The 12705-nt window shown below is 70.7% G+C and carries 9 protein-coding genes and 1 pseudogene; 6 read left to right on the top strand and 4 right to left on the bottom strand.

Going from position 1 to position 12705, the window contains the following annotated elements; all coding sequences use genetic code 11:
• Nucleotides 1-342: 342 nt before the first annotated feature.
• The 4 genes from JK361_RS29235 to JK361_RS29220 all read left to right on the top strand — a co-directional run bounded on the left by JK361_RS29235 (nucleotide 343) and on the right by JK361_RS29220 (nucleotide 5090).
• Nucleotides 343-3072 carry an ATP-binding protein gene (locus tag JK361_RS29235; protein ID WP_236053757.1) on the top strand — a complete coding sequence of 910 codons (2730 nt, stop codon included), beginning with the start codon at nucleotides 343-345 and terminating at the stop codon, nucleotides 3070-3072.
• Nucleotides 3069-3755 carry a response regulator gene (locus tag JK361_RS29230; RefSeq protein ID WP_201823666.1) on the top strand — a complete coding sequence of 229 codons (687 nt, stop codon included), beginning with the start codon at nucleotides 3069-3071 and terminating at the stop codon, nucleotides 3753-3755. Before JK361_RS29235 ends, JK361_RS29230 begins: the two co-directional genes overlap by 4 nt.
• 165 nt (nucleotides 3756-3920) lie before the next feature.
• Nucleotides 3921-4319: an OB-fold nucleic acid binding domain-containing protein gene (locus tag JK361_RS29225; protein ID WP_078629620.1), complete on the top strand. Its 399-nt coding sequence runs from the start codon at nucleotides 3921-3923 to the stop codon at nucleotides 4317-4319.
• Between the two features lie 3 nt (nucleotides 4320-4322).
• Nucleotides 4323-5090: a DUF3159 domain-containing protein gene (locus tag JK361_RS29220; protein WP_201823664.1), complete on the top strand. Its 768-nt coding sequence runs from the start codon at nucleotides 4323-4325 to the stop codon at nucleotides 5088-5090.
• Nucleotides 5091-5278: 188 nt separating this feature from the next.
• On the opposite strand, the gene JK361_RS29215 is transcribed toward JK361_RS29220, so the two are convergent.
• Together JK361_RS29215 and JK361_RS29210 are read right to left on the bottom strand one after the other, a co-directional pair.
• On the bottom strand, nucleotides 5279-5950 hold the full coding sequence (locus tag JK361_RS29215; protein ID WP_184969885.1) for a potassium channel family protein: 672 nt from the start codon (nucleotides 5948-5950) through the stop codon (nucleotides 5279-5281).
• Entirely contained in the window at nucleotides 5950-6621 is a 672-nt protein-coding gene (locus tag JK361_RS29210; RefSeq protein ID WP_184969883.1) for a potassium channel family protein, read from the bottom strand. Before JK361_RS29210 ends, JK361_RS29215 begins: the two co-directional genes overlap by 1 nt.
• A 371-nt stretch (nucleotides 6622-6992) precedes the next feature.
• Here JK361_RS29210 and JK361_RS29205 point away from each other — a divergent pair, with 371 nt between their 5' ends.
• On the top strand, nucleotides 6993-9047 hold the full coding sequence (locus tag JK361_RS29205) for an APC family permease (protein WP_201823662.1): 2055 nt from the start codon (nucleotides 6993-6995) through the stop codon (nucleotides 9045-9047).
• Between the two features lie 110 nt (nucleotides 9048-9157).
• Entirely contained in the window at nucleotides 9158-10486 is a 1329-nt protein-coding gene (locus tag JK361_RS29200; protein WP_201823660.1) for a class I SAM-dependent RNA methyltransferase, read from the top strand.
• A gap of 400 nt (nucleotides 10487-10886) precedes the next feature.
• On the opposite strand, the pseudogene JK361_RS42875 reads toward JK361_RS29200, so the two are convergent.
• Nucleotides 10887-11299 (bottom strand): annotated as a pseudogene (locus tag JK361_RS42875) (helix-turn-helix domain-containing protein); the annotation flags it as partial.
• An 80-nt stretch (nucleotides 11300-11379) separates the two neighbouring features.
• Nucleotides 11380-11739, bottom strand: a complete 360-nt coding sequence (locus JK361_RS29190; protein ID WP_201823656.1) for a GvpU-like protein — start codon at nucleotides 11737-11739, stop codon at nucleotides 11380-11382.
• Between the last annotated feature and the right edge of the window lie 966 nt (nucleotides 11740-12705).

Raw genomic sequence — 12705 nt, 5'->3', positions numbered from 1 at the left:
CACTGAACCGTCCGGTACGAGCACTGAATTTGTGGCACGCGGAGGAGCCGGCGGCGCCGGGCACCTGGAAGGCGCTGGGCGCACCGGCGGCCCGCGCCGGCTCTTCTGGCAGGAGCGCTGAACGGTCCGGCAGGAGCGCTGAACCTTCTGGTACGAGCACTGACGCGTCCGGCACGAGACTGACGCGTCGGGAGCGGCGGCGCGTCCCGGCGGTGCGTCGTGCCGGGCTCATCAGGGTTGCGTCAAAGTTGCCCACCGCTCGCACTCCCGTCCCGTTTGCCGTGATTGTTGGCCGTAAGGTCGACGCTGCGTAGGCAACGGGTACGGGAAGACAATGAGGCCATGGCACGCGGCAAGCTTCGGATCTATCTCGGTGCGGCACCGGGCGTGGGCAAGACCTACGCCATGCTCGCCGAGGCGCACCGCCGGATCGAGCGGGGCACCGACTGCGTGGTGGCCTTCGTGGAACACCACGGCCGCCCGCGCACCGAGGTGATGCTGCACGGCCTGGAGCAGCTGCCGCGCCGGGAACTGGAGTACCGGGGCGCCACGTTCGGCGAGATGGACGTCGACGCCGTCCTGCACCGCGCCCCCGCCGTCGCCCTGGTCGACGAGCTGGCCCACACCAACGTCCCCGGCTCGCGCAACGCCAAGCGCTGGCAGGACGTGGAGGTGCTGCTCGCCGCCGGCATCGACGTCGTCTCCACCGTCAACATCCAGCACCTGGAGTCACTCGGTGACGTGGTGGAGTCGATCACGGGGGTGCGCCAGCGCGAGACCGTGCCGGACGAGGTCGTGCGGCGGGCCGACCAGATCGAGCTGGTCGACATGTCCCCGCAGGCGCTGCGCCGCCGCATGGCGCACGGCAACATCTACCGGCCGGACAAGGTCGACGCGGCCCTCTCCAACTACTTCCGGCCCGGCAACCTGACCGCGCTGCGCGAGCTGGCGCTGCTGTGGGTGGCCGACCGGGTCGACGAGTACCTGAACGAGTACCGCAGCGAGCACCACGTCTCGCGGATATGGGGATCGCGGGAGCGGATCGTGGTGGGCCTGACCGGCGGCCCCGAGGGGCGCACCCTGATCCGCCGGGCGGCACGCCTGGCGGAGAAGGGCGCCGGCGGGGAGGTCATGGCCGTCTACATCGCCCGCAGCGACGGGCTGACCGCCGCCTCCCCGAAGGAGCTGGCCGTCCAGCGCACCCTGGTGGAGGACCTGGGCGGCACCTTCCACCACGTCGTCGGCGACGACATCCCCGCCGCCCTGCTCGACTTCGCCCGCGGCGTGAACGCCACCCAGATCGTGCTGGGCTCCTCCCGCCGCAAGGCCTGGCAGTACGTCTTCGGGCCCGGCGTCGGTGCCACGGTCGCCCGCGACTCCGGCCCCGACCTCGACGTGCACATCGTCACGCACGACGAGGTCGCCAAGGGGCGGGGGCTGCCCGTGGCCCGCGGTGGCCGGCTCGGGCGCGCCCGGATCGTCTCGGGCTGGGTGGTCGGCCTGGCCGGCCCCGCCGTCTTCGCGGTGCTGCTGAACACCGTCGACCTCGGCCTCGCCAACGACATGCTGCTGTTCCTGGCCGTCACCGTCGCCGCGGCCCTGCTCGGCGGCCTGCTGCCGGCGCTGGCCTCGGCGGCCTTCGGCTCGCTGCTGCTGAACTACTTCTACACACCGCCGCTGCACCGGCTGACCATCGCCGACCCGAAGAACATCGTCGCCATCGCGATCTTCTTCGGGGTCGGCATGTCGGTCGCCTCGGTGGTCGACCTCGCCGCCCGGCGCACCCAGCAGGCCGCCCGGCTGCGCGCGGAGTCCGAGATCCTCTCCTTCCTCGCGGGCAATGTGCTGCGCGGCGAGACCGGCCTGGAGGAGCTGCTGGAGCGGGTCCGCGAGACCTTCGCCATGGAGTCGGCCGCCCTGCTGGAACGCGAGAGCGACGTCGCACCCTGGACCTGCGCGGGCCGTGCCGGCTTCGGACCGGCGCTGGAGCGCCCCGAGGACGCCGACGTCGACGTGCCCGTCGGTGACCACATGGCGCTCGCGCTCACCGGCCGGGTGCTGCCCGCCGCGGACCGCCGGGTGCTCGCCGCGTTCGCCGCCCAGGCGGCCGTCGTGCTCGACCGCAGGCGCCTGAAGGAGGAGGCCGACCAGGCCCGTGCGCTCGCCGAGGGCAACCGCATCCGCACCGCCCTGCTGGCCGCCGTCAGCCACGACCTGCGCACCCCGCTGGCCGGCATCAAGGCCGCCGTGTCCTCCCTGCGCTCGGACGACGTGGCCTGGTCCGAGGAGGACCAGGCGGAGCTGCTGGAGGGCATCGAGGAGGGCGCCGACCGCCTCGACCACCTCGTGGGCAACCTCCTCGACATGTCCCGCCTCCAGACGGGCACCGTCACACCACTGATCCGCGAGATCGACGTCGACGAGGTCGTACCGATGGCCCTGGGCGGCGTGCCCGAGGAGAGCGTGGAGCTGGACGTGCCCGAGACGCTGCCGATGGTGGCCGTCGACCCGGGCCTGCTGGAGCGGTCGGTGGCCAACCTGGTGGAGAACGCCGTCAAGTACAGTCCGCGCGGGCAGCGCGTCCTGGTCTCCGCGAGCGCCATCGCCGACCGGGTGGAGGTGCGTGTGGTGGACCGGGGCCGGGGCGTGCCGGACGAGGCCAAGGACCGCATCTTCGAGCCCTTCCAGCGGTACGGTGACGCTCCGCGCGGTGCCGGTGTCGGGCTGGGCCTCGCGGTCGCCCGCGGCTTCGCCGAGGCCATGGGCGGCACCCTCGACGCCGAGGACACGCCGGGCGGCGGGCTCACCATGGTGCTCAGCCTCCGCGCGGCGGGAGCACGCCCCGAGCCCGTCCCCACCGGAACGGGCATCGCACGGGCCCCTGACGGGGCGGCCATCACACAGGCCCGCGACGAGGCGGGCGTCCCGCAGACCGCCGACGGAACGCGCGTCGTACAGACAGCCGACGGAACGGGCGTCGTACACACCGCCGACGGGGCGGGCGTCGCGCAGGGCCGTGCGCAGGCCCCCGGCGGGGCAGGCATCGCTGAACCGGAAAGGCAGGTCCAATGACCCGGGTGCTCGTGGTCGACGACGAGCCGCAGATCGTGCGCGCCCTCGTGATCAACCTCAAGGCGCGCAAGTACGAGGTCGACGCGGCCCCCGACGGCGGGACCGCACTCGAACTCGCCGCCTCCCGCCACCCCGACGTGGTCGTCCTCGACCTGGGACTGCCCGACATGGACGGCGTCGAGGTGATCAGGGGCCTGCGCGGCTGGACCCGGGTGCCGATCCTGGTCCTCTCCGCCCGCCACTCCTCCGACGAGAAGGTCGAGGCGCTGGACGCGGGCGCCGACGACTACGTGACCAAGCCGTTCGGCATGGACGAGCTGCTGGCCCGGCTGCGGGCCGCCGTCCGCCGGGCCGAGCCGGTCGGGGCGGGCGAGGACGACCTGACGACCGTCGAGACCGAGGGCTTCACCGTCGACCTCGCCGCCAAGAAGGTCAACCGCGGCGGCAGGGACGTCCGGCTCACCCCGACCGAGTGGCACCTGCTCGAGGTGCTGGTCCGCAACACCGGCCGCCTGGTCAGCCAAAAGCAGCTGCTTCAGGAGGTGTGGGGGCCGTCGTACGGGACCGAGACCAACTACCTGCGGGTCTACATGGCCCAGCTGCGCCGGAAACTCGAGACGGACCCCTCGCACCCCCAGCACTTCATAACGGAGCCGGGGATGGGATACCGGTTCGAGAAGTGAGGGGTGGGGCGGCCGGGGTTCGGGGGTTGTCCCCGCGAGGGTGCGGTATCCCGGAGCCGGGGATGGGGTACCGGTTCGAGAAGTGGGCCGGCCGAGGGGTGAGCGGGCCTGGAGGGAAGTGAGCGGGCTTACAGCTCTGTCGGCGCTCCCCGGTACGCTTCACATATGACTGCTGTTCCTCGTTCCGAAAAGCCGGCCGGCCGGTTCCGGCGCATGCTCGACCGGCTCTCCTCGTCGCAGGAGGACCTGGAGTCGGAGGAGCTGCGCGAGGACGCCGAGACGGCGGGCTGTACGAAGATCGGCGACTGCCATGACCGGCAGATCGTCACCGTAACTGGTACCTTGCGCACGGTCACCCTGCGTCCACGCGCGGGTGTCCCGGCCCTGGAGGCCGAACTGTTCGACGGCTCCGCCGCGCTGGACGTGGTGTGGCTCGGCAGGCGCTCCATCGTGGGCATAGAACCGGGGCGCAAGCTGATCGCATCGGGCCGGATCTCGATGAGCCGGGGCCGCCGGGTGCTGTTCAACCCGAAATACGAACTGCGACCCCTCGGACGGGAGTAGCCGGTGACGTCCCTCGACAAGCCGACCGAAGACACCGACCAGATTCAGCCACATGACGCCCGCGCGGTGACCGAGGCGGCGCTGCTCGAGGCCTTCGGCGGGGTTCGCGGCATGGTCGAGACGGTCGTGCCGGGTCTGCTCTTCGTCACGATCTTCACCATCAACAAGGACCTGCACCTCTCCGCGATCGCCGCGCTGGCGGTGTCCCTCGTCCTGGTCGTGGTCCGGCTTGCCATGAAGGACACCGTCAAGCACGCCTTCAGCGGTGTCTTCGGCGTGGCCTTCGGTGTCGTGTTCGCGATGTTCACCGGCAACGCCAAGGACTTCTACCTCCCCGGCATGCTGTACACGCTGGGCCTGGCACTGGCGTACATCATCACCACCCTCGCCGGGGTGCCCCTGATCGGCCTCATCCTGGGCCCGGTCTTCAAGGAGAACCTCTCCTGGCGCACCCGTAACCCCGGCCGCAAGAAGGCGTACGCCAAGGCCAGTTGGGCCTGGGGCCTGATCCTGCTCGCCAAGTGCGCGATCCTCTTCCCGCTGTACTGGTGGGCCGACACCACCCAGCTCGGCTGGGTCCTGATCGCTCTGAAGATCCCGCCGTTCCTGCTCGCCGTCTGGCTGACCTGGCTCTTCCTGGCCAAGGCTCCGGCGCCCATCGACGTCTTCGCCGAGATGGAGGCGGAGGAGCAGGCCGAGAAGGAGCGCAAGGAGGCGCTGGCCGCGGAGGGCGGCGAGACCTCGGGCGGCCGGCACCGCCGGGAGGCGTAACCGGTTCCACCGGCGGGACAGCCCACCGCCGGACAGACCCCGGCGGGACAGTCCACCGGCGGGACAGACCCCGGCGGGACCCCCCGCGGGACAGCACACCGGCAGGAGGCCCTGCGTCGGCAGGGCCGGCGAAAAGAAGGGCGCCCTTGGCAGCAAGGGCGCCCTTCACCGTCGTACCGCCGCAGCCGTCAGGCCTCCTCGCGGCGCACCGACAGCAGTTCCTCCAGCTGTTCCTCCCGGGCCTGCGCCGCCACGAAGAGCAGCTCGTCGCCCGCCTCCAGGGAGTCCTCCTTGGAGGGGGTCAGCACACGGGTGCCGCGGATGATCGTGACCAGCGACGTGTCCTGCGGCCACTCCACGTCCCCGACCTGGGTGCCGGCCAGGGCCGACTCCTCGGGCAGGGTCAGCTCGACGAGGTTGGCGTCACCGTGGCTGAAGCGCAGCAGCCGGACCAGGTCGCCGACGCTCACCGCCTCCTCGACCAGGGCGGACATCAGACGCGGCGTGGAGACGGCCACGTCGACGCCCCAGGACTCGTTGAACAGCCACTCGTTCTTGGGGTTGTTCACGCGGGCCACGACGCGCGGAACGCCGTACTCCGTCTTGGCGAGCAGCGAGACGACCAGGTTCACCTTGTCGTCGCCGGTCGCGGCGATCACGACGTTGCAGCGCTGAAGCGCCGCCTCGTCCAGGGAGGTGATCTCGCAGGCGTCGGCGAGCAGCCACTCCGCCTGCGGCACGCGCTCGACCGAGATGGCGGTCGGCGCCTTGTCGATCAGCAGGACCTCGTGGCCGTTCTCCAGCAGCTCGCCCGCGATCGAGCGGCCGACCGCACCGGCCCCGGCAATGGCGACCCTCATCAGTGACCGCCCTCCTCTTCAGGGCCACCGGCGAACGCCGCCTCGACCTTCTCCACGTCGTCCGTCCGCATCATCACGTGCACGAGGTCGCCCTCCTGCAGCACCGTCTGGGAGGTGGGCAGGATCGCCTCGCCGAGGCGGGTCAGGAACGCCACCCGGACGCCCGTCTCCTCCTGCAGCTTGCTGATCTTGTGGCCGACCCACTTCGGGGAGACGTGCACCTCCGCGAGCTGCACCCCGCCGGTGGGGTCGCGCCACAGCGGCTCGGCCCCGGAGGGCAGCAGGCGGCGCAGCATCTGGTCGGCGGTCCAGCGGACCGTGGCCACCGTGGGGATGCCCAGGCGCTGGTAGACCTCGGCGCGGCGGGGGTCGTAGATACGGGCGGCCACGTTCTCCACGCCGAACATCTCACGGGCCACGCGCGCGGAGATGATGTTGGAGTTGTCACCGCTGGAGACGGCGGCGAAGGCGCCGGCCTCCTCGATGCCCGCCTCGCGCAGGGTGTCCTGGTCGAAGCCGACCCCGGTGACCCGGCGTCCCCCGAATCCCGGGCCCAGCCGGCGGAAGGCGGTGGGGTCCTGGTCGATCACGGCGACCGTGTGGCCCTGTTGCTCCAGGGTCTGGGCAAGAGCGGATCCCACTCTTCCGCAGCCCATGATGACGATGTGCACGACCGTCCTTCCGGTGTCCAAAAGTTACTGCTCAGCATCAGGGTCTCAGACCGACGCCCAAAGCTACACACGGGCGCCGGGCGGTGGGCACCCCTGTGCCCGGCCCGGCGGGAGCCGACGGCGAGTGATGCTGCGCACGCTGCACAGCGTCAGGATTCCGAGGCCGGTCAGGGCGAGCACCGCCCCGATCAGCACCGCGGTCGCGGGCATGGAACCTCCGAAGTGCGAAGACAGGCGGGGTTTGCCATCTAGGCATGGAGGGCACACGAACGACGGATTCCGTAGTTCCGTGCGCCCCCGATTTCACTCGTGAGGCAGATCGCGCACGCCGGGTGGGCGGGTGCCAGTTCGAAGGCTTACGATCCTCTCTCGTGTCCAAACTGACCGACGTGCCCAAACGGATCCTGATCGGGCGCGCACTGCGTAGTGACCGGCTGGGTGAAACGCTGCTGCCGAAGCGCATCGCACTGCCCGTCTTCGCCTCCGACCCGCTGTCCTCCGTCGCCTACGCGCCGGGGGAGGTCCTGCTGGTCCTGTCCATCGCGGGCGTGTCGGCGTACCACTTCAGCCCGTGGATCGCGGTCGCGGTCGTGGTGCTGATGTTCACCGTGGTCGCCTCCTACCGGCAGAACGTGCATGCCTACCCGAGCGGTGGCGGCGACTACGAGGTCGCGACCACCAACCTCGGCCCCAAGGCCGGCCTCACCGTGGCCAGCGCCCTGCTCGTGGACTACGTCCTCACCGTCGCCGTCTCCATCGCCTCCGGCATCGAGAACCTCGGCTCCGCGATCCCCTTCGTGGTCGAGCACAAGGTGCTCTGCGCCTCCGCCGTGATCGTGCTGCTGACGCTGATGAACCTCCGCGGCGTGAAGGAGTCCGGCAAGCTCTTCGCGATCCCGACGTACGTGTTCGTCGGCGGCGTCTTCATCATGATCGCGTGGGGTGCGTTCCGGGGCCTGGTCCTCGGCGACACCATGCACGCGCCCACCGCCGACTACCACATCAAGGCCGAGCACCAGGGCCTCGCGGGCTTCGCGCTCGTCTTCCTGCTGCTGCGCGCCTTCTCCTCCGGCTGTGCGGCCCTCACCGGCGTCGAGGCCATCTCCAACGGCGTCCCGGCCTTCCGCAAGCCCAAGTCGAAGAACGCGGCGACCACGCTCGCCATGATGGGCCTGCTCGCCGTCACCATGTTCTGCGGCATCATCGCCCTCGCGATGGCCACCAACGTCCGCATGGCCGAGCACCCCGCCACCGACCTGATCCACAACGGCGTCCCGGTCGGTTCCGGCTACGTCCAGAACCCGGTGATCTCCCAGGTCGCCGAGGCGGTCTTCGGCAAGGGCAGCTTCCTGTTCATCCTGCTGGCCGCCGCCACCGCCCTGGTGCTGTTCCTGGCCGCCAACACGGCGTACAACGGCTTCCCGCTGCTCGGCTCGATCCTCGCCCAGGACCGCTACCTGCCGCGCCAGCTGCACACCCGCGGCGACCGGCTCGCCTTCTCCAACGGCATCGTGCTGCTCGCGGGCGCCGCGGCCCTGCTCGTGGTCATCTACGGCGCGGACTCCACCCGCCTGATCCAGCTGTACATCGTCGGCGTGTTCGTGTCCTTCACGCTCAGCCAGACCGGCATGGTCCGGCACTGGAACCGCCACCTCGCCGTCGAGAAGGACCCGGCCAAGCGCCGCCACATGGTCCGCTCCCGCGCGATCAACGCGTTCGGTGCCTTCTTCACCGGCCTGGTGCTCGTCGTCGTCCTGGTCACCAAGTTCACGCACGGCGCCTGGGTGGCCCTGCTCGGCATGTGCATCTTCTACGCGACGATGACCGCGATCCGGAAGCACTACGACCGGGTCGCCGAGGAGATCGCCGCGCCGGAGGGCCCGCCCAGCGACGACCTGGTCCGCCCGTCCCGGGTCCACTCCGTCGTGCTGATCTCCAAGATCCACCGCCCGACGCTGCGCGCCCTGGCCTACGCCAAGCTGATGCGCTCGGACACCCTGGAGGCGCTGACCGTCAACGTCGACCCGGCCGAGACGAAGTCGCTGCGCGAGGAGTGGGAGCGGCGCGGGATCGACGTACCGCTGAAGGTCCTCGACTCGCCCTACCGGGAGGTCACCCGCCCGGTGATCGAGTACGTCAAGAGCCTGCGCAAGGAGTCGCCGCGCGACGCGGTCTCCGTGATCATCCCCGAGTACGTGGTCGGCCACTGGTACGAGCACCTGCTGCACAACCAGAGCGCCCTGCGCCTCAAGGGCCGCCTGCTGTTCACGCCGGGCGTCATGGTGACGTCGGTGCCCTACCAGCTCCAGTCCTCCGAGGCGGCCAAGCTGCGGGCCCGCAAGCGGCAGGAGTGGAACGCCCCGGGTGCGGTCCGGCGGGGCCCGGCGGTGGAGCGGCCGAAGGAGTCCTCGGCGGCCAAGGACTGAGGCACGGCGGGGAGGCCGTAGACTGGTGGGCTGTTGTCCGGCCCACCGGTGTGCGGCCGTACCCGTGTCCTTCCCCGTCTCCCCCCTTCTCGATCTGGAGTCACCCCACCATGCAGGCAGAACCGACGAAGTCTCTGGTGGGCGAGGAGTACGAGGTCGAGATCGGCCCCGTCGCCCACGGCGGCCACTGCATCGCCCGTACGTCCGAGGGGCAGGTGCTGTTCGTCCGGCACGCGCTGCCCGGCGAGCGGGTGGTGGCCCGGGTGACGGAGGGCGAGGAGGGCGCCCGCTTCCTGCGTGCCGACGCCGTGGAGATCCTCCAGGCCGCCAAGGACCGCATCGAGGCGCCCTGCCCGTACGCCGGCCCCGGCCGCTGCGGCGGCTGCGACTGGCAGCACGCCAAGCCGGGCGCCCAGCGCCGGCTGAAGGCCGACGTCATCACCGAGCAGCTGCGGCGGCTCGCCGGCCTCACCCCCGAGGACGTCGGCTGGGACGGCACCGTGGTCCCGGCCGAGGGCGACAAGCTGCCGGCCGGCCAGGTGCCCCAGTGGCGGACGCGGGTGCAGTACGCGGTGGACGCGGACGGCAACGCCGGCCTGCGCCGCCACCGCTCGCACGAGGTCGAGCCGATCGACCACTGCATGATCGCGGCGGCGGGGGTCAGCGAACTCGGCATCGAGGACCGGGACTGGTCCGGCATGGCCTCCGTGGAGGCGATCGCCGCGACGGGGTCCCAGGACCGCATGGTGATCCTGGAGCCGAAGCCGGGCGCACGGCTGCCGCTCGTCGAGCTGGACCGGCCCGTCTCCGTGATGCGCGTCGACGAGAAGGACGGCGGCATCCACCGCGTCCACGGCCGCGCGTTCGTGCGTGAGCGCGCCGACGACCACACCTACCGCGTCGGCAGCGGCGGCTTCTGGCAGGTCCACCCGAAGGCGGCCGACACCCTCGTCAAGGCCGTCATGCAGGGCCTGCTGCCCCGCAAGGGCGAGATGGCCCTCGACCTCTACTGCGGCGTCGGCCTCTTCGCCGGCGCGCTCGCCGACCGCCTCGGCGAGAAGGGCGCGGTCCTCGGCATCGAGTCCGGCAAGCGGGCGGTGGAGGACGCGCGGCACAACCTGGCCGACTTCCCGCGGGTGCGGATCGAGCAGGGCAAGGTCGAGTCGGTCCTGCCGCGCACCGGCATCACGGACGTCGATCTGATCGTCCTCGACCCGCCGCGGGCCGGCGCCGGCCGTCGGACGGTCGACCACCTCTCCTCCCTCGGCGCCCGCCGCATCGCCTACGTCGCCTGCGACCCCGCCGCACTGGCCCGGGACCTGGGCTACTTCCGGGAGGCCGGGTACCGGGTGCGGACGCTGCGAGCGTTCGACCTGTTCCCGATGACGCACCACGTCGAGTGCGTCGCGATCCTCGAACCGGTCGCGAAGGGCTCCTGACCTGCGGCTTCGATCAGTAAGGGGAACGTGGGCGCGTGGTGCTCTCGGTCTTCGCAGGGTCCGCGCCAGGCAGTTCTGACGCTCATGTGACGCTCGCTCTGGTGGTGCGTCAGGTTGTGGGTGAGGGGGTGGACTGTGTGGTCCGTGACTCGAGTCGGGTGGCGACCGGACAGGGCTGGCCACGCTGATCAGAGACTCTGCGCCTCCGAGTGCGGCATCGCCGAGGCGGTGCTTCCCCGATCGGAGCGCTGACGAGGCCCTTTTCACCGCTCGCCCCGCTGCCCAGGCGTACTGGCGGAGACTGCGCGGTGGTGATGGCGGCTAGGCGCGTCGAGAGCAGCACTCCGGCGGTGATCGATGCGGCGCGGGCAAGGAACACGGTTCCGGGCGCGCGGTTCCGAGGCATGAGCGTGCGGTTGCGGCGATCTCCCGGCTTACGGCCGAGGGACTGCGGCCGAGCTCGGCCGTGATGGCCCGGACGGACGCCGTCTCCCGGAGCCGGTCAGCGATGTGGATGCGGTCGGCCTCGGTGAGGCAGCGCGACGGGCCGACGGGTTCCTCGGGGTGAGCCGGGGGTTCGGGTGCTTGCCAGGGCCGCCCCGTGTCCACGATGGGCGGGGCCACCCTGTACCTCCCGGATGCCTGCCGGCCGTAGAGCCGACGCTTGCCGGTGCGGCGGTTGATGCCGATGATCCGGCAGGCTTCCGTGTTCCCTATTCCAAGATCCACGAGCCGAAGGTGTTCCTCCCGCTCAGGGTCCGACCTCCTGAGTCCCTGAGGCCGCCGATCCTTCCGGATCTCGAAGCCCTTCACACCCCTTGGACCGGGGTGTTGCGACGACCACTAGAACGGAAGCGTGCCGGCGGGGCCTCTGTGTGCCGTGGGTCGGTGAGTCAATGGTCGGAGTAGCTGAAGTCGCCCACGGTCCAGGCGCTGACGTCCTCGATCGCGACGCGGTACATCCCGCCTGTCTCCGGGATCCCCACCGTACCCTGCAGGATCCGGGCGACGTGGAAATGCAGATGCGTGGGCGGTCCGTCCTTCCTCGTGGGGTTGTCGAAGACGGCGGAGAACTCGCCCAGGTCGGCGGAGTCCGTCAGCACCTCCGACACCCTCTGCCTCCACATGGCTTCCGGAGCCAGCCGACCGGTGATGACAGCACCACTGGTGACCACGGTCAGGGACATCTGATTGCTCTGCCCGGACTCCACAAGGGCGGCTATCGCAACGAGCAGCTCGTCAGACTTCGGCATGGGATCGGATTCTATGCGCCCGCACGGGCGGCTCGGACGATGGCGCAACCGGGCGAGACGGGTGCATACGGCTCCGCTGGTGCCGCACGACAGGCCGGGGGTGCGCATGTGCGGCGGCTGCGAGCCAGGGGCGTGCTTCGAGGCATTAGTCGGTTGCCGCAGGTCTTCGATGAACGCTTGTGCGGTATCGCGTGCGTCGGCAACGGCCGCGTAGGAACAGGGCAGAAGTGGCGTTGACGGACCCTGTGTTCATCGGGGTCACCCTCGTCTGCGGATCGTTCATGCCCGGCCCTTGCCTACCCGACCCTGCGTCCCGCCCGCCAACCCACCCGAGCCACCGTGCTCACGGGAGGGGGCTGAGAAGCGCGGTCGACGCGCCGCGCGGGTCGACGCGCCGCCACGGGCAGCTCCGCGGGCGGCTCTGGGCCTCATCCGTGCGCCGGACCTGCTCTGCCCGGTTTTGTGCCCCCAGGCTCAGCATGTGGTCGCCGAGCCGGGAAGCAACCCGGACAGCACTCTTCCGAATGTGTCTGCGGAAGAACTCCAGACGCTAACCAGGGAGAAAACCTGTCGTGACGACAATAGACATTGGTCCGTCGCAGGGCTACTGTGTTTGTCGTACCCAGGAAGTCGAAGTGGGCACGGCAGACACGAACTGCCGTGCCGGCAGGTCGAGCAGGACACGGCCCAAGAGGGTCGTGAGTAGTACCCGCGGTATCCAGCAGTACCACCGAGTAACCGAAGGTAAGGAGCGAGACGCCATCAGGATCGCCCGGGCGAGGAAGCAGTCCGCCCGGGTACCGCAGGCCCCGGATTGGAAGGTGGTCCCCGGTCACGCATCCGCGATCCCCGCAGTCTGCCCTCCCAGGCGGACCCTGCGGACATACAAGGCCGGCGCAGTTCGCCGGTAGATGGTGTTGAAAGCTCGGGGCCCGGGTGCCAGTACGGCGCCTGGGCCCCCCGACG

This window comes from Streptomyces musisoli, assembly GCF_016741855.1.
In the GTDB taxonomy this organism is placed as follows: domain Bacteria; phylum Actinomycetota; class Actinomycetes; order Streptomycetales; family Streptomycetaceae; genus Streptomyces; species Streptomyces musisoli.
Note: the sequence above shows the minus strand (reverse complement) of the source record. Positions and strands in the feature narration are given on the sequence as shown.

Coding starts and splice junctions, on each gene's coding strand:
- JK361_RS29200 (WP_201823660.1), top strand. CDS start 9,158: ATGCAGGCAGAACCGACGAAGTCTCTGGTGGGCGAGGAGTACGAGGTC.
- JK361_RS29235 (WP_236053757.1), top strand. CDS start 343: ATGGCACGCGGCAAGCTTCGGATCTATCTCGGTGCGGCACCGGGCGTG.
- JK361_RS29190 (WP_201823656.1), bottom strand. CDS start 11,739: ATGCCGAAGTCTGACGAGCTGCTCGTTGCGATAGCCGCCCTTGTGGAG.
- JK361_RS29230 (WP_201823666.1), top strand. CDS start 3,069: ATGACCCGGGTGCTCGTGGTCGACGACGAGCCGCAGATCGTGCGCGCC.
- JK361_RS29215 (WP_184969885.1), bottom strand. CDS start 5,950: ATGAGGGTCGCCATTGCCGGGGCCGGTGCGGTCGGCCGCTCGATCGCG.
- JK361_RS29225 (WP_078629620.1), top strand. CDS start 3,921: ATGACTGCTGTTCCTCGTTCCGAAAAGCCGGCCGGCCGGTTCCGGCGC.